The organism is Polymorphobacter fuscus, from assembly GCF_011927825.1.
Taxonomy (GTDB): Bacteria; Pseudomonadota; Alphaproteobacteria; order Sphingomonadales; family Sphingomonadaceae; genus Sandarakinorhabdus; species Sandarakinorhabdus fusca.
Map to the genome: position 1 here is coordinate 162,318 of NZ_JAATJI010000002.1, position 19,780 is coordinate 182,097.

The following is a 19,780-nucleotide window of genomic DNA, read 5'->3' on the forward strand; positions in this document are numbered from 1 at the left end:
CGGGCGGGGTTACCCGGTGCTTTGGGCAGGGTTATTGCGCCATTGCCGTGATGAGGCTGTGCCACTGCGTCAGCGCCGGGGCGATGGCGGCGAGTGGAATGCGCTCGTTGAGGCCATGGGCGAACTGGTCCTCGGGCTTCATGAACAGCGCGCTGACGCCATAGGAGGGAATACCGACGGCGCGGTAATAGACGCTGTCGCTGGCGCCGGCGTCCATTGCCGGGACCGGCACGATGCCCGGATGGGCGGCGGCGACGGCGCGAGTGACGGCGGCCATGACATCGGGTCGCAGCGGCGATGCGGGCGTCGATACCCATTCCTGCGCGGTTTCGACCTTGACCGCGGGGTCGGCGACGATGGTTTCGATTGTCTTGCGGGTCGCTTCGACACTGGTGCCCGGAAAAATGCGGCAGTTGACGGTCAGCGCCGCCTTTTGCGGCAAGGCGTTGGGGGCATGGCCGCCGGTCATCATCGTCGGGACGCAAGTGGTGGCGATCTGGCCGATGCTGGCCGGGTCGGCGCGCAGCGTCGCGATGGCGGCGGCATCGCCGGGGTTGCGGGCGAAGGCGACCATGGCGTTGCCGATGGCGCCGCCCTGTTTCTGCCCCTCGGCGGTCAGCGAGGCGCGGGTGATCTCGTTGATCTGCGGGGCAAAGCGATAGGCATCGACGCGGCTAGCCGCCGCCGCCAGCTGGGCGATCGCATTGGGGCTGGTCGGGCGGCTGCTGTGGCCGCCGGGGTTGGTGACGGTCAGCCGGTAGTCGGCATAGGTTTTCTCGGCCGCCGACAGTGAATAGCCGCTGGCGGCGCCGCCGGCATCGAGGCCGCCGCCGCCATCGCTGTTGAGCATCAGCGCGACACCGGCGGCCTTGGCCTCGGCGGCCTGTTTTTCCGCAGTGAGGCCGTCGGTCTCCTCGTCTCCTGACAGGAACAGGTGGATGTCGCGGTTCGGCCGGAAGCCTTCGCGCTTCATTGCTGCAAGGGTGGCAACGACCATCGACACGTCGAACTTGTTGTCACCCACGCCGCGGCCGAACAGATAACCCCCGTCTTCGGTGGCCGTGAAGGGGTCGCGCGCCCAGTCCTTGGGATCGGCTTCGACGACGTCCATGTGCCCGGTTATGGCGATCGGCGGACGGGTGCCGTTGCCTTTCCAGGCAAGATGGAGGTTGGCGGTTTCGCCGACAGGCGTGATGCGGATGTCCGCCGGCGCAAAACCCGCGGCGACCAGCTGCGATTTCAGGAAGTCGGCATAGGCCGGGACCTTGCCACGGCCCTTGACCGTATCGAACGCGACGCCCCGGGCGAGGAGCGCCCGAGCGTCGGCAACGGTCGCAGGGGCACCATGGGCAGGCGCGGCGGCAGCCAGCACCGCCGCGAGGACAATCGGGCGCAAGTCAGATACGGACGCGAACGGTCTGGCCCGGCGTGCCGGGGAAGTCCCGGAACAGCGCTTCGGCGAGGAGCGGCACGGCGTTGGTGGCGGCGCTGCGATCGTCATTGGCGGCGAGTTCCTTGGTGGCGCGGCCCTCCCAGATCTGGGTATTGTCGCTGCGGCGCTGGATGCGGACCGACAGGGTGGTGGTGCGCAGCGCCGGGTTGCGGCGGCTGCCGCCGACCGGCACCGCGACATTGGCGCCAAGGCCAGCGTTGTTGCCGATCGGCACGCCGACCCCGCCGCCCACCGTCACGCCGGGGCGGGTGACATTGCCCTGGGCATCGGCCTGGGTGATGTCCACCGTCGCGATATAATCGACCTGCGCGGCGGGCATCCCGGTCGAATAGCCAAGCCGGCGCATCTGGATGGCGACGGTTTCGGCGTGGGTGCGAAATTCCAGGTTGTTGGCCATGGCCGGATCGATCGCGACGACCGCGAGCGTGCCGCGGGTGATTGGCTGGTTGGTATGGAAGCGGGTGACGTCGGCATAAAGATTGTTGGAGCAGGCAGCGAGCGCCAGCATCGCCGCGGCGACGGGCACGGCGGCAAATTTCAAAGTCTTCATGGTTGTTCCCCCCGATAGCGGTGCGACATTATGTGCTCCAAACTACCAGACTGACGCGCGGTAGCAAGCCGTGGCCGTCACGATACCTGGCCGAGCGCATCGAAACGCGCGTCCTGCCATTCGCCGCTGGCGAGAACGGCGGCAAGCGTGTCCACGGCAATGCCGATATCGGCAAAGCGCGTGTAGAGCGCGGGAAAGCCGAAGCGCATCCGGTCCGGCGGCCGGCAATCGCCGATGACGCCATGGGCGATCAGCGCGGCCATGACCCTGCGTGCTTGCGGGTGGCGCAGGACGACCTGGGCGCCATGACGGAGCCGATGCGGCATTTCGACGGCAACGCCGGGGCAGCGCGCCGCGGCAAGGCGGGCGAAGCATTGCGCCAGCGCCGCCGACTTGGCTTCGGCTGCCGCCATGTCGACACCGGCGAAGGTGGCGACGCCGGCGGCAAGTGCCGCCATGGCAAGGACAGGCGGGGTGCCGGCAAGCAGTCGGCGGATGCCGGGGGCCGGCGACCAGTCGGCGGCGAACGCAAATGGCGCGGCATGGCCCATCCAGCCCTGCAGCGGCGGCTGCAGCGCCGCGTGGTGGCGGGCCGCGGCGAAGGCAAATGCCGGTGCACCGGGGCCGCCGTTCAGATATTTGTAGCCGCAACCCACCGCGAAATCGGCGTTGTCAGCATCGAGCGCGACCGCCAGCGCGCCGGCGGAATGGCTGAGATCCCACAGGATCAGCGCGCCTGCGGCATGGGCGGCGGCCGTCAAGGCCGCCATGTCATGGACGGCGCCGGTGCTGAAGTGAACATGGCTGAGGACGACGAGTGCGGTGTCGCCATCGATCGCGGCGGCGACATCGCCGCGTGGCACTGCCTCGCACCGCGCGCCGGTGGTGCGCGCCAGGCCATCGAGGATGTAGCGATCGGTGGGGAAATCACCGGCCTCGACGAGAATTTTCCGGCGGCCGGGGCGCAGCATCAGCGCGGCGCCGGCGAGCTTGTAGAGATTGACCGAAACCGAATCGCAGGCGATCACGCAGTCCGGCGGGGCGCCGATGATCGGGGCAATAGCGGCGCCGATGGTGGCGGGCAGGTCGATCCAGGCCTCGTCGTTCCAGCTGCGGATCAGCCCCGTGCCCCATTGGCGGGTGACGGCGTCGGCGAGCAGCGCCGGGGTCGCAGCCGGCAGCGGGCCGAGCGAGTTGCCATCCAGATAGACGATGCCGGCGGGCAGGGCGAAACGGGTGCGAAAGGGCGCGAGCGAGTCGGCGGCGTCGAGTGCCGACAGCATGGTTTCGTCGGCCGCTGCCGCCGGTTCGGCCGGCATCATGACCTGCTGGTGCGGGCAATGACGACGGCGGCGAGCGCGAGCAGCAGGATGGCGCCGGCTTCGAAGACGATGTTTTCGGGTGCCATGGTCTTGCCCTGCAGCACGATCAGCCGGGCGAGCGCGGTGATGGCGATGAAGATCGGATAGACGAACGGCGATTCCTTGCCGCCATAGAACACCGCGATCATGCCGATGACCTCGGTATAGAGGAACATCAGCAGGATATCGGCGAGGTTGACCGACCGCAGAGCGACGACGCGCTCGACTTCGAACGCGGCGGCGGCGAGCGTCATCACGGCGATGACGATCAGCAGCGTGCGTTCGATGGCGCGAAAGCCGCGCAGCGCCGAGGCGCGGGTGGCGGGATCGAGGCCTTCCTCATCCTTGCCGCCATGGTCGCCGCGGGGGGTGGGAGCATCGGCCATGGCCCACCTTATCAGGCGCCGTGCAGATGGCCAGTGGCGGGTTGCACGGGCGCGGCGCGCGGGTTACACTGTCAAGGCACAGCCGCTCCGGAAAGGGGCGGCTGTTTCCATTTTGAAACGTGAAGGTTGACCATGGCCGCTCCCACCCACCCGCTGATGCCGCACGCGACCGCTGCCTGGCTGGTCGACAATTCGGCGCTGACCTTCGAACAGATCGCCACATTCTGCGGGCTGCATATCCTCGAAGTCCAGGCGATTGCCGACGATACCGCAGCCACCAAGCTTGCGGGGCGCGACCCGGTGCGCAACGGCGAGCTGAGCCAGGGCGAGCTCGACCGCGGCCAGGCCAACCCGGATTATGCGCTGAAGCTGTCGCGCCAGCCCGAACAGTCGCGCCGCACCACCGGCCCGCGCTACACGCCGGTATCGAAACGGCAGGACAAGCCCGACGGCATCCTGTGGATCATCAAGAACCATCCCGAGATCACCGACAACCAGATTTCCAAGCTGATCGGCACGACCAAGACGACGATTGCCGCCATCCGCGACAAGAGCCACTGGAACTATGCCAATCTGCAGGCGCGCGACCCGGTGACGCTGGGCCTGGCAGGCCAGCGCGAAATGGACGCGCTGGTGGCGACGGCGGCGAAGAAGGCCGGCATCGACACCTCGCCCGATCTCGGCAAGCTGGGCGAGGACCGCGCCGCGCTGATCGAGCAGCTGCAGGCGGAACGGACCGCGGCCGAATATGTCAAGGAACATGGCGAGCCGGTCCAGCATGGCGGAACCGCGCTCGAACAGGGCGAGGCGCTGTTCCGGCGGTAACTGCGGCGATGCGGCACACGGCGTCTGCCGCGCGACCGTAGTTCTACCGGCTCGACTCGACGCACAGGGCCGGCCTAGGCCTGCCCGATGGCGAGAGGCGACGATTTGCACGATCACGCGGCGCCCGCCCGGGTGCCATGTGCCGGGTGCCGGGATGGCGCGGGTTTTTCCGCCCCGATCGCCATGGCGTTTCAGCCGATCGTCGACCTCGCGCTGGAACGCGTCCATGCCTATGAAGCGCTGGTCCGCGGGCCCGACAACGAAAGCGCGCAGAGCGTGCTTTCCAAGGTCAGCGAAGCCAATCGCTACGCCTTCGACCAGAAATGCCGGGTTGCCGCGATCGAGGGTGCCGTGGCAGCCGGCATTCTCGAAACCGATGCGCGCCTGTCGATCAACTTCCTGCCCAACGCGGTCTATTCGCCGCTGGCCTGCATCCAGCTGACCCTCGCGACGGCGCGGGCCAACGACTTCCCCACCGATCGGCTGATTTTCGAATTCACCGAGAACGAGCGCATGCCCGACCCGCGCCATGTGGCGGAGATCGTCCAAGCCTATCGCAAGATGGGCTTCGCCACCGCGCTCGACGATTTCGGCGCGGGCTTTGCCGGCCTCTCGCTGCTGGCCGCGATCCAGCCCGATATCATCAAGCTCGACCGGCAGTTGATCTGCGGGATCGACGCCAGCGCCGCAAAGCGCACCATCGTCGGGAATGTCGTGCGCATGAGCGGGGAACTGGGCGTGACGGTCATCGGCGAAGGCGTCGAGACGCCGGGCGAACTCGCGGTGCTCCGGCACCTCGGCGTTCGCTACGTGCAGGGATATCTGCTGGCCCGGCCGGCGTTCGCCGCCATCGTGCCGGTGTCCTTTCCCGTCGCGATCGCACCTGAAGACCCTTCGCCGGAATTGTCCATTTCCGTTCCCGGCATCGGCTGAAGCAGCAAATTGGGCGGTGCGCCGTAACGACGCCGGCCTGGAAAGACATGGGAAAACAGATGCAGAGCTTCGATGCGATTTCAACCGCCGCCTTGCACGGGATGGACGACGCCGGCCTCGACGCCTTGTCCTATGGCGTGATCGGGCTGGATCGCAACGGCCTTGTCGTCGTTTACAACGCCACCGAAGCGGCGCTTGCCGGATTGTCCCGGTCGCGGGTCGTCGGCGGGCAGTTTTTCGACAATATCGCCCAGTGCATGAACAATTTCATGGTGGCACAGCGTTTCGAGGACGAGCCCGAACTCGACGCCGTCATCGACTTCGTGCTGACGCTGCGGATGAAGCCGACCCCGGTCAAGCTGCGGCTGTTGCAAACCCGCGACGTCCCGTTGCGCTACGTCCTGGTCGAGCGTGACCTTGCCGGTCGTTGATGGCTGACATGGCCGACACGGATCTCGAGGATGCGCTGGAGCTGCTTTACGCATGCCCGGTCGGGATCGTGCAGGCCACGCTCGACGGCGGCATCGTCATGGTCAATCCGATGGCGATGAACCTGCTCCTGCCGATCTCCGCAGACGGCATCGTCGTCAACCTGTTCACCGTGCTCAACCGCTATTCACCGGAATTGCGCAGCAAGATCAGGGAGTTCACCGACCGACAGGGGACATTGTGCGAGAACCTTCGCATTTTCGTCAATGCGGCCGGCAAGAACGGCGCTGCCGATGCGCATGTGCTGTCGTGTACGCTCATCAAGATCAATGATCGCAAGATGATTGCCACGCTGTCGGACGTGTCGCAGCAGGTCGTCCAGGAAGGGCGGCTGCGGCAGGCCGAAACCTGGTTCGCCACCCTGATCGATTCGGTCAACGACTTTGCCGTCATCTCGCTCGATCGCCATGGCATCATCGACGGCGTCAACCCGGCCGCGGCCCTGCTGACCGGCGCCAGCCAGGAAGTGATGATCGGCCAGCGGCTCGACCGGTTCGACACGCCGGAACAGGGTGGATCGACCTATAGCGCGCTGGAGCAGATGGCGATCGCGCAGCGCGACGGCTGGCATCTCGACGAAGGCTGGCGCCAACGGGCGAATGGCGAGCGCTTCTGGTGTCAACGCCTGCTGGCGGCGCGCAGCGAGGACATGGTCCGGGGCGAGCGGATCGTTTCAGGCTATACCGTCGTCCTGCGCGACGTGACCCGCGGCGATTCCGACAGCGCGCGACTGAAGGAGATGCTGACCACCGACCACCTTACCGGGGCGTGCAATCGGGCGCACTTTTTCGAACTGGCCGAGCGGCAGCGAAGCCGGCGCAACCTCAACGAAGCGCCGCTTTCGATCATCGTTCTCGACATCGATTGCTTCAAGCAGATCAACGACAATCATGGCCATGCCGCCGGCGACACCACGCTGAAGCTGCTGACCCGATTGTGCCGCTCCCTGCTGCGCGCCACCGATACCTTTGCGCGCATGGGCGGCGAGGAGTTCGTCGTGCTGCTGCCGGGCATGGACCTGGACGGCTCCGTCCGCACGGCGGAACGGCTCCGCATCGCGATCGCCGCCATGCCGGTGCAACTTGGCGACGCGGTCATCAACATCACCGCCAGCTTCGGGTGCGCCGTCATGGACGGCAACGGCATTTCGCTCGCCGAGGCGCTCGAGGTGGCTGACCGTTGCCTGTACCGCGCCAAGCGCGGCGGCCGCAATCGCGTCGAGCCGGCGCTATCCTCGCCTGTATCGTCGCCGGTTGCGGTGACGTCGCCGGTGCCACGCGCCAGGCGTCGCCGGGCCGCCGATCTGACACCGCCGTGATTGTCGTCGCGGTCGGTCAGAACAGCGCCGCCACGACGGCGATGGCGCGTTCGGCTTCGCCGCGATCGGGGGTTTCGCTGTCGATGCCATAGCCCCACATGTCGCTGTCGCCGACATATTGGACAACGATGCCGTCGTTGCGCGGCAAGATCGAGACCGAGCGATAATAGAGGCCGTAACGGACCTCCGGTTGCGGCGCCAGCCAGGCGATCTGGCCGCGGACCGGGACGATGCTGTCATCGCGCATCAGCGCGCGGGCGCCGTAACCGGTGCAGTTGACCACCACCGGCTGCGACAGCCGGGCAAAGTCGGCGGGCGTTTCGAAATGCGCCTGCTCGATATGACCCCCTTCGATGAGGAAATCCTGCATCAACCGCTGGCCGAGCGCGGCGACGTTGAACTGCATCGACGTGCCGTGGCGGACGGTGTCGACCGGAAACGGATGCTGGGCGCGGGACAGGCTGCGGAACGGCGGCACGATATCGGCGATGCGCTCGCCATATTCGGCAAAGTGAATGGCGCCGGCGGGTCGCGGCGGGCGCGGGAGGCCGGGCGACAGCAGCGTGTAGCGGTCAGACCACACCACCGGATCGCCGGGGAGCCCGACATAGCTTTGGTGGATGGGGAAGCTGGCACGAGCCATCGCCTCCCACAGCGCCGGAAATTGCGCGGTGACGGCGTTGGCATCGGCGATGCGCGAATCGGGGGACCAGGTGCCGGTGGCGCGGGCGGAGCGGGTCTGCGGCAGGCGTTCCCGGGCATAGATGGTGACGCGGGCGCCGGCGCGCTGCAGCGTCAGCGCCGTGGTGATGCCGATGGCGCCGCAGCCGATGACGGCGATGTCCCGGCGGCCATCCGCCATGGCATTGCGCGCGGCAATGGCGGCGGCGCCCCAGGACAGCGACCAGCCGCTGCCGCCATGGCCATAATTGTGGACGACGCGCTTGCCCCCGATGGTTTCGATATCCATGCGCGGCCCGGCGGCGCGAAACGGGCGCAGGCAGACGGTGATATGGGTGATGCGGTCGGGGTCCATCCGCAGCGGCGCCAGCGGCTGCGGTGCGAAGCCGGGCGCGGCGGCAAGCCTGGGCGTCGCCGCGACGCAGCCCGACAGGCCAAGGCCGCCGATGCCGGCCATGAGCGTGCGGCGGCTGGTGATCATTCGCGGTCTCCGCTGAAGGGCAAGGCGAGTTCGGTGGGCGGTTCGCGATCGAGCAGGCCGGCGGCCTTCAGATCGGCGATGCCGGGCAGGTCGCGCCGGCTGGTCAGGTTGAAATGGACGAGAAAACCCGGCGTGGTGGCATATTGCAGCGGCCGGCCCGGGGTTTCGCGGCGGCCGGCGGGGCGGATCCAGCCCGCCTCAAGCAGCACGTCGATGGTGCCGGCGGAGACCGCGACGCCGCGGATTTCCTCGATTTCAGGGCGGGTGACGGGTTCGTGATAGGCGATGATGGCGAGTGTTTCGACCGCGGCGCGCGACAGTTTGCGCACCTGCTCGCGCGCCGGCCGCAGATGATGGGCAAGGTCGGCCGCGGTCTGGAACTGCCAGCGGCCGCCGCGTTCGACGAGGTTTATGCCGCCCGGCGCATAGCTGTCCGCCAGTTCGGCGAGCAGGGCGGGCAGGTCGCCGCGCTGGCCGACATGGGCGGCAATGTCGGCGAGGGTGAGCGGGGCGGCGGCAGCGAAGATCACTGCTTCGAGCGCGCGCAGGGTTTCGAAGTCGGTCACGGGCGCGCTGGCGATCCCCGCGTTGTCTGCAATGGGGCCGCCAGGGCCGTTCATCGCGCGCGCACCAATATCGGCGCGAAGGCGGCCCCCTGGCTGAGGCTGGCCTTGCCGAGCCGCGTCAGTTCCAGCGCGGCGACAAAGCTGCTGGCAAGCACCGAGCGGGCATAGCTTTCGTCGGAGAGGTCGTCGGGAAGGAAGCGCGACAATTCGGTCCAGTCGAGGCTGGCGCCGAGCAGGCGTTCAAGGCGTTCGATGGCTTCGTCGAGCGCCATGACCGGGCGGCGACGGACGACATGGACGTTGGCGTTGCTGCGCGCCTTGATGGCGCCATAGGCCGTGACGAGGTCGAAGTAGCTGGTATCGTAGCGCGCGATGGTTTCGCGCGTCAGACCTTCGGGGTTGGCGCGGGTGAACGTGTCCCAGCCGCGCTGCGGGCGGGCGAGGAGGCGGGCGCCCGCGTCGCGCATGGCATCGAGGCGCTGCAACTGGAACTGCAGCTTCAGCGCCAGGTCGTGCGGGTCGGGTTCCGCCTCGGGATCGGGGGGCAGCAGCAGCGCCGATTTGAGATAGGCGAGCCAGGCCGCCATGACGAGATAATCGGCGGCGAGTTCGAGGCTGAGCGCGCGGGCGTCGCGGATGAAGGCGAGATACTGGTCGACCAGCGCCAGAATGGAGATCTGCGCGAGATCGACCTTCTGGCTGCGGGCGAGGGCGAGCAGCAGGTCGAGCGGGCCTTCCCAGCTGCCGAGTTGCAGGACGAGCGTGCTGGCGCCGCTGCGGTGGGGAGCGTCGAAGGCGTCCGCCTCGGTCACGCAAGCGCCAGCAGGCGATCGCGGGCGTCGGCCCATTGGGCGGCAGGCGTGGCGTCGCCGGAGGCTATGCTGGCCATGGCGGCGTCGAGCCGGGCCCGGGCAGCCGCGCCGATCTCGGGAACCGCCTCGCAGACGGAGCGCATCTCGGCGAAGTCGCCGGAGCAATGGAGGGCGATGTCGCAGCCGGCGTCGAGGCAGGCGAGGGCGCGGGCGCCGAAGTCTGCGAGCGCATTGCTGCCCGCCGGATAGCCACCGGCGCTGGGGGCGCCAAGCGCCTTCATGCCGATATCGTCGGACATCAACAGATTCTGGAAGCCGATGTCGGTGCGGATGAGGTCGATGACGATCGGCGACAGGGTGGCGCAGCGATCGGGGTCGAGCGCGGTGTAGGTGACATGCGCGGTCATCGCCATCGGGGCCCAGTTCAGCGTCCGGAAGGGCCGGAAATCGCGCTCCAGTTCGGCGCGGCTCGCGGTGACGACGGGAAGTTCCAGATGGCTGTCGGCGGCGGCGCGGCCATGGCCCGGGATGTGCTTGACGACGCCGCAGACGCCGCCCTGCGCCAGGCCGTCGAGCGTCATGCGGCCGAGCGCCGCCACCTGCATCGGATCGGCGCCATAGGCACGGTCGCCGATGATGTCATGGCCGCCGGGATCGCGGACATCGAGCAGCGGCAGGCAATCGACGGTGATGCCGAGGTCGCGGAGCAGTGCGGCGAGCGACAGGGCGTTGAGGCGAGCAGCTTCCATCGCAGTGACCGGCGCCTTGTCGTACAACTGCGCAAAGACGTCGCCGGCGGGATATTCCGGCCAGTGCGGCGGGCGCAGGCGCGCGACCCGGCCGCCTTCCTGGTCGATCAGGATGGGCAGGGCGCGGCCGGCGAGATCGGTCAGGCTGGCGGTCAGCGCGCGGACCTGGTCCGGGGTGTCGATATTGCGTTTGAACAGGATATAGCCGGCCGGGTCGGCAGCGCGGAACAGCGCCGTTTCGTCGGGTGTGAGGGCGAGGCCTTCGAGGCCGAGGAAGGTCGGTTGCAAGGCGTTACTCCACGGCGGCGCAGGCGTCGCCGGCTGCCTTCAGCTTTGCGCAGGTGGCAGCGGTGTCGCCGCTGGCGGCCCGCAGGCGATACAGTGTCTTGCCGCCGCTTTCGACGGTGACGATGCGCTTGCCGGCCAGACCATGTTTGCCGGCGAGGCTGGCCCAGGCGGCGTTCGCCTTGTCCTCGCTCGAAAAGGCGCCGAGCTGGACGGTGCCGGCCTTGCCCGGATTCGCCTTGGCGGCATCGGGCCTGGCCGGTTCGGATCTTGCAGGGTCGGGCCGCGGCGCTTCGGCCCTTGGCGCGGCGGCGGCGGGGCGTGTCGGCGTCGGCGCCGGGCCTGGTGCCTGACCTGGCGCGGGCTTGGCCACCGGCGCTGGCGGCTTGACGGTCACCACCGATGCGGCGGGCGGCGTCGCGGTGCGCGGCGTCGCCGGCGCGATGATCGGGGGAATCGGATCGCTGACGCCTTCGGGGACCAGTTCGCGCGGCGCGCCGGTGGCACCGGGCGTTCCGGGACGCGGCAGCGGGGTTTCCGCCGCCAGATTGGGGTCGATATTGCTGCCCGTGTCGATGCCTTCGCCGGCCGTGTACATGCTGCCGTCGAGGCCATCGATCTTCATGCCGGCGGGGTCGGTGGGGGGGATCTTGTACGGTCCCGGCTCCGCCGTGATGACCGGTGCCTGTTCGGCATTCATATAGCCCTGGGTCGAACCGCCGTCCTTTTTCGACATCAGCAGGATAAGGCCGACCGCAGCGACCGTGGCGAGCGCCAGCACGATGAACAATGTCCAGAACAGCGATCGCCGGCTGACCACGGTGCGGGCCGCCGGTTGGGCTTCGGCGAGCCAGGGCGCGTCGTCATCATCGGCGCGGCGGGCCATCAGTGCAGCTCGTCGGCGGCTTCGACGCCCATCACCGCCAGGCCGTTGCGGATGACCTGGCCGACGGCATCGGCGAGGTGGAGGCGCGCGGCGGTCAATGCCGGGGCGTCGGCGCGGACGAAACGGCGCGCGGCGTCGTCATTGCCCATGTTCCACTGGGTGTGGAAGACAGCGGCGAGATCGCCGAGGTAAAAGGCGATGCGGTGCGGCTCGCGTGCGTCGGCCGCTTGTTCGACGATGCGCGGCCACAGCGCCGCGGTCTTGACCAGCGCCAGGTCGGCATCGTCGAGCAGGGCGAGGTCGGGCGGCGGCAGGTCGATGCCGGCCTCCTTCGCCTTGCGGCCGAGCGAGGCGATGCGGGCATGGGCGTACTGGACGTAGAAAACCGGATTGTCGCGCGATTGCTCGACGACCTTGGCAAAGTCGAAATCGAGTTGGGAATCGCTGCGCTTGGTCAGCATGATGAAGCGCACGACGTCCTTGCCGACCTCCTCCACCACATCGGCCAGCGTGACGAAATTGCCCGACCGCTTCGACATCTTCACCGGCTCGCCGGCGCGCAGCAGCTTGACCATCTGGACGATCTTGATGTCGAGCGGTACCTTGTTGTCGCTGAGTGCCCGCACCGCGGCCTGCATGCGTTTGACATAGCCGCCATGGTCGGCGCCGAACATGTCGACCAGCGCCGAATAGCCCCGCTCCAGCTTGTCCCAGTGATAGGCGACGTCGCCGGCGAAATAGGTCCAGCTGCCGTCCGATTTCTTCAGCGCGCGGTCGGTGTCGTCGCCGAACTGGCTGGCGCGGAACAAGGTCTGCGGGCGCGGTTCCCAATCATCGGCGGCCTCGCCCTTGGGCGCTTCGAGGACGCCTTCATAAATCAGCCCCTTGGCGTCGAGCGTGTCGAGCGCCTGCTGGACCCGGTCGCCCAAGGACGCTTCGGAAAAGAACACGTCCTGCTTGATGCCGAGCAGCAGCAGGTCGTCGCGGATGCGGTCCATCATCAGCGCGACGGTGCGGCTGCGGAACGCCGGCAGCCATTCGGCCTCGGGCGCGCCGACATAGCGCGGGCCGAAATCGGCGGCGAGCGCCTCGCCAACGGGGACCAGGTAATCGCCGGGGTAGAAGCCTTCGGGAATGGCGATGGTTTCGCCGAGCGCCTCACGATAGCGCAGGTGCGCCGATCGAGCGAGCGTGTCGACCTGGCCGCCGGCATCGTTGATATAATATTCGCGGGTCACGTCGAAACCGGCGAACTCCAGCGTCGCTGCCAGCGCATCGCCGACCACGGCGCCGCGACAATGGCCCATGTGCATGGGGCCGGTGGGGTTGGCCGATACATATTCGACATTGACCCGGTGGCCGCCGCCCATCGTCGACCGGCCATAATCGGCGCCGGCAGCGTGGATGGCGGTGATTTCGGCACGCCAGACATCGGGGCTGAGCCGCAGGTTGAGAAAGCCGGGCCCTGCCACCTCGGCCTGTGCGACGTCATCGAGACGGTTGAGCTTGAGCGCCAGCAGCATGGCGATATCGCGCGGTTTCATGCCGGCGGGCTTCGCCAGCACCATCGCCGCGTTCGTGGCGAGATCGCCATGGCTCGGGTCGCGGGGTGGTTCGACGGCGACGGCGCGCGTGTCGAGACCCGCCGGAAGGTCACCTTCCGCCATCAACGTGGCGAGGGCGGTGGCGACATGGGCAGCAAAACGCGGATAGAGGTTCAAGGCGGGGTCCGGTGCGGGAGGTTGCAAGTCCCTCCTACTGCCCGGCGCGGCTGGCGTCATCCCCCATGCTGTCTCGCACATGCAACAAAGCCGCCGCCCGCCCGTTGGCACGTTCATGTATGACTTCAACTCCTACCATCTGTTGCTTGCGGCGATCGGGACGGTGACGATCATCGCCTATTGGGTTCCGCGCTTTGTTTCGGGGCGCGAGCCGGCAGCGTCGGCGCTGCTGATCGGGCTGGGGCTTGCCGTGTTCGGACTTGTCCCGGGAATGCCGAAGGCCATTGACCCGATCAGCAACCCGGTGCCGTGGGAGCATATCAGCGAGGTCTGCGTCATCGTCGGCCTTTTCGGCGTCGGATTGAAGATCGACAACCTCCGCGGCTGGCGGCACTGGCGCCCAACGGCGCGACTGCTCGTGGTGGCCATGCCGCTGTCCATCGCCGCGGTGGCCGGTTTGGGATGGGCAATCGGCGGGATGACGTTCGCCGGGGCGTTGCTTCTGGGCGCGGTGCTGGCCCCCACCGACCCGGTGCTCGCCGGCGATGTGCAGGTCGGGCCACCGCGCGAGGGCGGCGAGCATCCGGTGCGCTTTGCACTGACAACCGAGGCGGGCCTCAATGACGGACTGGCCTTTCCTTTTGTCCACCTGGCGCTGACACTCGCGGTGGCGGGGGCGGTGACGCCGGACCTGATCGGCGAGTGGCTGTGGCGCGATGTCGTCTATCGGATCGTCGTCGGCGCCGGCTGCGGGGTCGCGCTGGGCTGGCTGCTGGGCCGCATATTGTTCATCCTGCCGCGGGAGAATTCGCTCGCCAAGACCGAAGCCGGGGTCATCGCGCTGGCCGGTGTGCTGGCGGCCTATGGCCTGACCGAGCTGGCCGAGGGCTATGGTTTCATCGCGGCCTTTCTTGCTGGCCTGACGTTGCGCCAAGCCGAAGCCGCGCACGAATTCCACGTCCGAATGCACGGTTTTTCGGAGAACATCGAGCATGCGCTGACCGCGCTGCTGCTCATCGGGCTGGGCGCTGCGCTTCCGTCGCTGCTGCCGGCGCTGGGCTGGACCGAGGCGGCGATCGGCCTCGCGCTGGTGTTCGTCGTGCGCCCGCTCGCAGCGTGGGTGGCGCTGAAGGGTGCGATGCACAAGACTCGCGAGCGCTCGGTCGTGGCATTCTATGGGGTGCGCGGTGTCGGCTCGATCTACTATCTTGCCTATGCCGGATCGCACATGCAGCTGCTCAACGAAGCGCAGCTTTGGGCGATCGTTGCCTTCACGGTCCTGCTGTCGACGATCGTCCACGGCTTCACCGCCGGCCTGGCCGTGGAGCGGGTGACCGGTGAGGCGCCGCCGGGAGGCGACACGGCGGCAGAGACCTGAGCCCGGACGTCGCCCGCAGTCCCCGATCAGGCGACCGTCTGCTCGATTGCCCCGAAGATCGAATGGTGGCGGTCATCGAGCATCTCGATCCGCACGACATCGCCCGGGGCCAGGAAGGGCGTTGCCGGCGCGCCGTTTTCGATCGTTTCGACCATGCGGACTTCGGCGATGCAGCTGTAGCCAGCGCCGCCGCTGGCGACGGGCTGGCCCGGGCCGCCATCGGGACCGCGGTTGGAAACGGTGCCTGAGCCGATGATGCTGCCGGCGGTGATGCTGCGCGTCTTGGCCAGATGCGCGATCAGCGTGCCGAAATCGAAGGTCATGTCGATGCCGGCATCGGCGCGGCCGAACGGCTGCCCGTTGAGATCGACACTGAGCACGCCGTGGAGCTTGCCGTCGCGCCAGCGGTCCCCAAGCGCGTCGGGGGTGACGAACACCGGCGACAAGGCGGAGGCGGGTTTCGACTGGACGAAGCCGAAGCCCTTGGCGAGTTCATCGGGGATGAGGCCGCGCAGCGACACGTCGTTGACGAGGCCGACAAGGCGGATGGCAGCCAGTGCCTGGTCGCGGCTTGCGCCTTGCGGCACATCGCCGGTGACGACAACGACTTCGGCCTCCAGGTCCAACCCCCAGCCGGCATCCTGGAACGGGATCGGGTCGCGGGGAGCGAGGAAGCGGTCGCTGCCGCCCTGGTACATCAGCGGGTCGGTCCAGAAGCTGGCAGGCAGTTCGGCGCCGCGCGCCTTCCGCACCAGTTCGACATGGTTCACATAAGCGCTGCCATCGGCCCATTGATAGGCGCGCGGCAGTGGCGCGGCGACATCGCGTTCGTGGAAGCGGCTGTGCGGGACAGCGTCATGCGCCAGGCTTTCGGCGACACCGCGCAGGATCGGTTCGGCATGATGCCAGTCGTCGAGTGCCGCCTGCAGGGTCGGGAACATTGGCGGCGGCGCCGCGCACCAGGCGAGATCGTCGGAGACGACGACGAGACGGCCATCCCGGCCGTGGCGGAGCGAGGCGAGTTTCATGCGGACAGTGGTGAACCTGCCACACGCTGCGCGCAAGACCCTGAAACGCCGGCGGCGGGCCCGATGGACCCGCCGCCTTCGACTTTCGAGACGCCAGGCTTAGGCGACGAGCGCGCGCTTGCGGCGGCGCATCGCGACGCCGACCAGCGAGAAGCCGGCGATGAGCATGGCCCAGCTGGCCGGTTCCGGAACGATCTCGGCGGCCGGGATCGGGTTCGGCTCGGCCGAGAACTGGCCGCCGGTGACGGCGCGGAAGCTGCGCAGCGCGCCGTTGGCAGCGGTGAACGCCGTCGGTGCAATGGCGGTGAGCGATGTGGCGCGATCAAGCTGCGCCATGGCGTCGATCGTCAGGAAGTCCGACGTGAAGCTGATGTCCGAGCCGTTGATGCCGGACGCGAAGCTGGCGCCCGAAGAGCCAAAACGGTTGGTCACCACATTGCCACCGGAGAAGGTGCCCGACAGCAGGTTGGAGCCCGCCGCATAGGTGGTGGTGATGAGGCCCGGCCCCGAGATGGTGATGTCGGAAGTCGAAACGAAGCTGAAGCTGCCGCTGAGACCCGGCTGGATATAGGCGTTGCCGAGGACCAGAACCGGGCTGTCCTTCGCCACGACAGCGTTCATCGTGTAAACGGCACTGATGTTGTTGACCATCGGCGCGATCAACGAGTTGATGAAGCTGAAGTTCACCACGACGCCACCCGGAACGGTCGCGTTGGGAGTCGACGTCGTATAATAGACGGCGTCGTTGGCGCGGTCGGCTGCCGTCCCCGAATTGATCCAACGGACATTGGTACCACCAGCCGAGCTGAACGTCGCGAAGGTGGTAAGCACGGCGGCTGCCGGCGTGGCGACCGAAAGACCGACGAGCGCAGCGAGCAACGGAAGATGCTTCATGATGACCGGTCCTTAATAATCGGCTAATATTTGGACAGTGCAAATATAGAATTGGAACAACCCAACTGTCCCAATACCAAGCAAGAACCATGCCAACTTACGAATTATCTTAAGTAGCTGATTGTTAATAGGGCGATGTGCTAATAAGGCGTTAAGCGTGTAAAGCCAGCCGACACTTTAGGTGGCATGGTCTTTTTTCAGGCGGCAAGCGTCGCTTCGGAGATCGCGAAAAGGGTGGCAGCGCCGCGGGTCACCGGTGCGGAGAGCGCGCCGACCTGGGGAAGCAACTGCTCGGCAAAAAAGCGGGCGGTGGTGATCTTGGCGGCGAGGAACGCGGCATCGCCGATGCCCGCATCGCGCTGCTTTTGTGCAGCCAGCGCCTGCTTGGCCAGCAGCCAGCCGCCGAGCGTCAACCCCATCATCCGCAAATAGGGGGTGGCCCCGGCGGCAACATCGTCGGCGTTGTTGGCGGCGGCGAGCCAGAGCGTGGCGGCCCTGGTCGCGGTGAGCGCATCGTCGAGCCAGGGCGCGAGGCCGGCAAGCTCCGCATTGGCGTTGAGGTCATGAAGCGTGTCGCCGATCTGGGCGAACAGCTCCTGCCAATGGGTGCCGCCGTCCATGCCGAGCTTGCGGCCGACAAGATCGAGTGCCTGGATGCCGTTGGTGCCTTCGTAGATCGGCGCAATGCGCGCGTCGCGCAGAAACTGGGCGGCGCCGGTTTCCTCGACATAGCCCATGCCGCCGAACACCTGCAGCGCCAGCGAGGCGACTTCCACGCCGACATCGGTCGCCCAGGCCTTGGAAATGGGGGTGAGCAGGTCGGCGAGGCCCGTTGCGGCGGCGTCGCCGGCGTGGCCGCGGTCGACGGCGGCGGCATTGAGATAGACCAGCGCGCGGGTGGCTTCGGTCAGTGCCCGGCAGGTCATCAGCGTGCGGCGGACATCGGCGTGATCGATGATGCGCACGGCCTCGCGGGACCCGCCGAACTTTGCCGACTGGACGCGCTGGCGGGCGAAGGCGACGGCATGCTGGGTGGCCGCCTCGGCAATGGCGACACCCTGCAGGCCGACCTGGACCCGGGCGTTGTTCATCATCGTGAACATGGCGCGCATCCCGGCACCTTCGGCGCCGACGAGATAGCCGACGCAGTTGTCGTTGTCGCCGAAGCTCATCGTGCAGGTCGGCGAGGCGTGGATGCCGAGCTTGTGTTCGAGCCCGGTGCAGATGAGGTCGTTGCGCGCCCCGTCGGGGAGGATCTTGGGGCACAGGAACAGGCTTATGCCCTTGGTGCCGGCCGGCGCATCGGGCAGGCGGGCAAGGACCAGGTGGACGATATTGTCGGCCGCGTCATGTTCGCCCCAGGTGATGTAGATCTTGGTGCCCTTGATGCGATAGCTGCCGTCGGCATGCGGCACGGCGCGAGTCTTCAGCGCGCCGACGTCGGACCCGGCGGAAGGCTCGGTCAGGTTCATCGTTCCGGTCCATTCGCCGCTGACGAGCCTGGCGAGATAGCGGTCCTGCAATTCGGGGCTGGCATGGGCCGCGAGCGCCTCGATGGCGCCCTGGCTGAGCATCATGCACAGGGCGAACGCCATGTTGGCGCTGGTCAATTGTTCCTGCACGGCGACAGCGACCGCGAAGGGCAGCCCCTGGCCGCCATGCGCCTCGGCGACGCCGAGCCCGGCCCAGCCACCCGCGACGTAGAGCCCATAGGCATCGGCAAAGCCCGGCGGCAGGGTGACGACGCCATCGGCCAGGCGGGCGCCGGCCTTGTCCCCGACGGCGTTGAGCGGTGCAAAGACGTTCGAGGCGAGCTTGCCCGATTCGGCGAGGATGGCATCGACCATGTCGGGCGTGGCGTTGGCGTAGGGCGGCAGCGCCGCGAGTCCCGGCACATCGGCGATGACGTCGAGCACGAAACGCTGTTCGGCAGCGGGGGCGGTATAGGTCATGGGCCAGGCCTTGGGGTTGTGACCGTCCCGCTATAGACGGGGGACATGACCGACAAAAGCCGCATCCGCCCTGCCGACGCCGCCGGCATTGCCGCGGCTGTCGCGGTGCTGCGCGCCGGGGGCATCGTCGCGGTGCCGACCGAAACCGTCTATGGCCTGGCAGGCCGGGCGTCGGACGCCGACGCGGTGGCGCGCATCTATGCCGCCAAGGGGCGACCGGGGTTCAACCCGTTGATCGTGCATGTCGCGGGGGTGGCGCAGGCCGAAACGCTGGTGGTTGTCGACGCGGTGGCGCGGGCGTTGATGGCGGAATATTGGCCGGGGCCGCTGACGCTGGTCCTGCCGCTGCGCGACGGCGCCGATGTGGCGGCGCCGGTGACGGCGGGGCTGGGCACGCTGGCGGTGCGCTGCCCGGCGCATCCGGTGATGCAGGCGCTTATCGCAGCGGTCGGACCGCTGGCAGCGCCATCCGCCAATGCATCGGGACGGATTTCCCCGACGCGGGCGGAGCATGTGGCGGGGTCGCTGGGGGACAGCGTCGGGCTGATCCTGGATGGCGGGCCGGCGCATGCGGGGGTGGAATCGACGATCGCGATGGTGGCGGATGGCGTGGTGCGCGTACTGCGCCCGGGTGCCGTGCTGTTGCCGCCGTCCGGCGCCGGGACCGACGCTGCGCGCGCGCCGGCCTTGCCGTCTCGCCATAATCCTCCGGCCTCGGGCGAGGTCGTGGCGCCGGGAATGCTGGCCTCGCATTATGCGCCGCGGCAACCCGTAAGGCTGGAGGCGGTGACGGCACTGCCCGGCGAGTTTCACATCGGCTTCGGGGCGGTAGCAGGGGACGTCAGCCTGTCGCCGGCAGGCGATGTGGTGGAGGCGGCGGCGCGGCTGTTCGAGCTGCTTCATGCCGCCGAAGCCAGCGGGCGCGCGGCGATTGCCGTGGCGCCGGTGCCGATGTCGGGGCTGGGGGTGGCGATCAATGACCGGCTGCAGCGGGCTGCGGCACCGAAATAGCTTGCGAATGGTTCGCAATAG

Annotated in this window: 19 protein-coding genes; 6 read left to right on the top strand and 13 right to left on the bottom strand. The window is 68.0% G+C overall.

Annotation, left to right across the window (positions count from 1 at the left end):
- Positions 1-31: 31 nt before the first annotated feature.
- The 4 genes from GGQ62_RS14080 to GGQ62_RS14095 form a co-directional block, all read right to left on the bottom strand.
- Entirely contained in the window at positions 32-1,396 is a 1,365-nt protein-coding gene (locus GGQ62_RS14080) for a M20/M25/M40 family metallo-hydrolase (RefSeq protein ID WP_243446168.1), read from the bottom strand.
- Position 1,397: 1 nt separating this feature from the next.
- The gene (locus GGQ62_RS14085) at positions 1,398-2,003 is read right to left on the bottom strand and encodes a DUF4136 domain-containing protein (protein WP_152578096.1); all 606 of its coding nucleotides are present in this window, start codon (positions 2,001-2,003) and stop codon (positions 1,398-1,400) included.
- Between the two features lie 77 nt (positions 2,004-2,080).
- Complete coding sequence (gene kynU, locus GGQ62_RS14090; protein ID WP_243446167.1) at positions 2,081-3,325, bottom strand: kynureninase; 1,245 nt, start codon at positions 3,323-3,325, stop codon at positions 2,081-2,083.
- The gene (locus GGQ62_RS14095) at positions 3,322-3,750 is read right to left on the bottom strand and encodes a phosphate-starvation-inducible protein PsiE (RefSeq protein ID WP_152578095.1); all 429 of its coding nucleotides are present in this window, start codon (positions 3,748-3,750) and stop codon (positions 3,322-3,324) included. Before GGQ62_RS14095 ends, kynU begins: the two co-directional genes overlap by 4 nt.
- Positions 3,751-3,882: 132 nt before the next feature.
- On the opposite strand from GGQ62_RS14095, the gene GGQ62_RS14100 reads away from it, so the two are divergent.
- The 4 genes from GGQ62_RS14100 (at position 3,883) to GGQ62_RS14115 (ending at position 7,315) form a co-directional block, all read left to right on the top strand.
- Positions 3,883-4,575: a cell cycle transcriptional regulator TrcR gene (locus GGQ62_RS14100; RefSeq protein WP_152578094.1), complete on the top strand. Its 693-nt coding sequence runs from the start codon at positions 3,883-3,885 to the stop codon at positions 4,573-4,575.
- A 183-nt stretch (positions 4,576-4,758) separates the two neighbouring features.
- Positions 4,759-5,508, top strand: a complete 750-nt coding sequence (locus tag GGQ62_RS14105) for an EAL domain-containing protein (protein ID WP_152578093.1) — start codon at positions 4,759-4,761, stop codon at positions 5,506-5,508.
- A gap of 47 nt (positions 5,509-5,555) precedes the next feature.
- Positions 5,556-5,939, top strand: coding sequence for a PAS domain-containing protein (locus GGQ62_RS14110; RefSeq protein WP_243446166.1), 384 nt, complete (start codon positions 5,556-5,558; stop codon positions 5,937-5,939).
- Between the two features lie 8 nt (positions 5,940-5,947).
- Positions 5,948-7,315 carry a sensor domain-containing diguanylate cyclase gene (locus GGQ62_RS14115; protein ID WP_167649683.1) on the top strand — a complete coding sequence of 456 codons (1,368 nt, stop codon included), beginning with the start codon at positions 5,948-5,950 and terminating at the stop codon, positions 7,313-7,315.
- Positions 7,316-7,331: 16 nt separating this feature from the next.
- On the opposite strand, the gene GGQ62_RS14120 is transcribed toward GGQ62_RS14115, so the two are convergent.
- The 6 genes from GGQ62_RS14120 to argS are packed head-to-tail and all read right to left on the bottom strand — an operon-like array spanning position 7,332 to position 13,496.
- Positions 7,332-8,477 carry an NAD(P)/FAD-dependent oxidoreductase gene (locus GGQ62_RS14120; protein WP_152578091.1) on the bottom strand — a complete coding sequence of 382 codons (1,146 nt, stop codon included), beginning with the start codon at positions 8,475-8,477 and terminating at the stop codon, positions 7,332-7,334.
- On the bottom strand, positions 8,474-9,043 hold the full coding sequence (gene scpB / locus GGQ62_RS14125; RefSeq protein ID WP_243446662.1) for an SMC-Scp complex subunit ScpB: 570 nt from the start codon (positions 9,041-9,043) through the stop codon (positions 8,474-8,476). Before scpB ends, GGQ62_RS14120 begins: the two co-directional genes overlap by 4 nt.
- A gap of 50 nt (positions 9,044-9,093) precedes the next feature.
- Positions 9,094-9,891 (bottom strand): segregation and condensation protein A, encoded by a 798-nt coding sequence (locus GGQ62_RS14130; protein ID WP_152578089.1) that lies wholly within the window; start codon positions 9,889-9,891, stop codon positions 9,094-9,096.
- Positions 9,852-10,892: a glycoside hydrolase family 3 N-terminal domain-containing protein gene (locus GGQ62_RS14135; protein WP_152578088.1), complete on the bottom strand. Its 1,041-nt coding sequence runs from the start codon at positions 10,890-10,892 to the stop codon at positions 9,852-9,854. Before GGQ62_RS14135 ends, GGQ62_RS14130 begins: the two co-directional genes overlap by 40 nt.
- A gap of 4 nt (positions 10,893-10,896) precedes the next feature.
- Positions 10,897-11,775, bottom strand: coding sequence for an SPOR domain-containing protein (locus GGQ62_RS14140; RefSeq protein WP_243446165.1), 879 nt, complete (start codon positions 11,773-11,775; stop codon positions 10,897-10,899).
- A complete protein-coding gene (argS, locus tag GGQ62_RS14145) occupies positions 11,775-13,496 on the bottom strand; it encodes an arginine--tRNA ligase (protein ID WP_152578087.1) in 1,722 nt (573 codons plus the stop codon). The genes GGQ62_RS14140 and argS overlap by 1 nt, the downstream gene beginning before the upstream one ends.
- 115 nt (positions 13,497-13,611) lie before the next feature.
- Here argS and GGQ62_RS14150 point away from each other — a divergent pair, with 115 nt between their 5' ends.
- A complete protein-coding gene (locus tag GGQ62_RS14150) occupies positions 13,612-14,874 on the top strand; it encodes a cation:proton antiporter (protein ID WP_152578086.1) in 1,263 nt (420 codons plus the stop codon).
- Positions 14,875-14,900: 26 nt separating this feature from the next.
- On the opposite strand, the gene GGQ62_RS14155 is transcribed toward GGQ62_RS14150, so the two are convergent.
- The 3 genes from GGQ62_RS14155 to GGQ62_RS14165 all read right to left on the bottom strand — a co-directional run bounded on the left by GGQ62_RS14155 (position 14,901) and on the right by GGQ62_RS14165 (position 18,748).
- On the bottom strand, positions 14,901-15,902 hold the full coding sequence (locus tag GGQ62_RS14155; protein WP_167649684.1) for a fumarylacetoacetate hydrolase family protein: 1,002 nt from the start codon (positions 15,900-15,902) through the stop codon (positions 14,901-14,903).
- Between the two features lie 99 nt (positions 15,903-16,001).
- Positions 16,002-16,796 carry a PEPxxWA-CTERM sorting domain-containing protein gene (locus GGQ62_RS14160; RefSeq protein WP_243446164.1) on the bottom strand — a complete coding sequence of 265 codons (795 nt, stop codon included), beginning with the start codon at positions 16,794-16,796 and terminating at the stop codon, positions 16,002-16,004.
- Positions 16,797-16,993: 197 nt separating this feature from the next.
- Entirely contained in the window at positions 16,994-18,748 is a 1,755-nt protein-coding gene (locus GGQ62_RS14165) for an acyl-CoA dehydrogenase (protein WP_152578084.1), read from the bottom strand.
- A 45-nt stretch (positions 18,749-18,793) separates the two neighbouring features.
- Here GGQ62_RS14165 and GGQ62_RS14170 point away from each other — a divergent pair, with 45 nt between their 5' ends.
- Positions 18,794-19,759, top strand: coding sequence for an L-threonylcarbamoyladenylate synthase (locus tag GGQ62_RS14170; RefSeq protein ID WP_152578083.1), 966 nt, complete (start codon positions 18,794-18,796; stop codon positions 19,757-19,759).
- Positions 19,760-19,780 lie beyond the last annotated feature (21 nt).

What these genes read in the sequence shown, in the direction of transcription:
- GGQ62_RS14110 (WP_243446166.1), top strand. Translation starts at nt 5,556, where the DNA reads ATGGGAAAACAGATGCAGAGCTTCGATGCGATTTCAACCGCCGCCTTG.
- GGQ62_RS14170 (WP_152578083.1), top strand. Translation starts at nt 18,794, where the DNA reads ATGACCGACAAAAGCCGCATCCGCCCTGCCGACGCCGCCGGCATTGCC.
- GGQ62_RS14085 (WP_152578096.1), bottom strand. Translation starts at nt 2,003, where the DNA reads ATGAAGACTTTGAAATTTGCCGCCGTGCCCGTCGCCGCGGCGATGCTG.
- GGQ62_RS14140 (WP_243446165.1), bottom strand. Translation starts at nt 11,775, where the DNA reads ATGGCCCGCCGCGCCGATGATGACGACGCGCCCTGGCTCGCCGAAGCC.
- GGQ62_RS14115 (WP_167649683.1), top strand. Translation starts at nt 5,948, where the DNA reads ATGGCCGACACGGATCTCGAGGATGCGCTGGAGCTGCTTTACGCATGC.
- GGQ62_RS14095 (WP_152578095.1), bottom strand. Translation starts at nt 3,750, where the DNA reads ATGGCCGATGCTCCCACCCCCCGCGGCGACCATGGCGGCAAGGATGAG.
- GGQ62_RS14130 (WP_152578089.1), bottom strand. Translation starts at nt 9,891, where the DNA reads ATGGGCCGACGCCCGCGATCGCCTGCTGGCGCTTGCGTGACCGAGGCG.
- GGQ62_RS14100 (WP_152578094.1), top strand. Translation starts at nt 3,883, where the DNA reads ATGGCCGCTCCCACCCACCCGCTGATGCCGCACGCGACCGCTGCCTGG.
- GGQ62_RS14150 (WP_152578086.1), top strand. Translation starts at nt 13,612, where the DNA reads ATGTATGACTTCAACTCCTACCATCTGTTGCTTGCGGCGATCGGGACG.
- GGQ62_RS14155 (WP_167649684.1), bottom strand. Translation starts at nt 15,902, where the DNA reads ATGAAACTCGCCTCGCTCCGCCACGGCCGGGATGGCCGTCTCGTCGTC.
- GGQ62_RS14160 (WP_243446164.1), bottom strand. Translation starts at nt 16,796, where the DNA reads ATGAAGCATCTTCCGTTGCTCGCTGCGCTCGTCGGTCTTTCGGTCGCC.
- GGQ62_RS14120 (WP_152578091.1), bottom strand. Translation starts at nt 8,477, where the DNA reads ATGATCACCAGCCGCCGCACGCTCATGGCCGGCATCGGCGGCCTTGGC.
- GGQ62_RS14165 (WP_152578084.1), bottom strand. Translation starts at nt 18,748, where the DNA reads ATGACCTATACCGCCCCCGCTGCCGAACAGCGTTTCGTGCTCGACGTC.
- kynU (WP_243446167.1), bottom strand. Translation starts at nt 3,325, where the DNA reads ATGATGCCGGCCGAACCGGCGGCAGCGGCCGACGAAACCATGCTGTCG.
- GGQ62_RS14105 (WP_152578093.1), top strand. Translation starts at nt 4,759, where the DNA reads ATGGCGTTTCAGCCGATCGTCGACCTCGCGCTGGAACGCGTCCATGCC.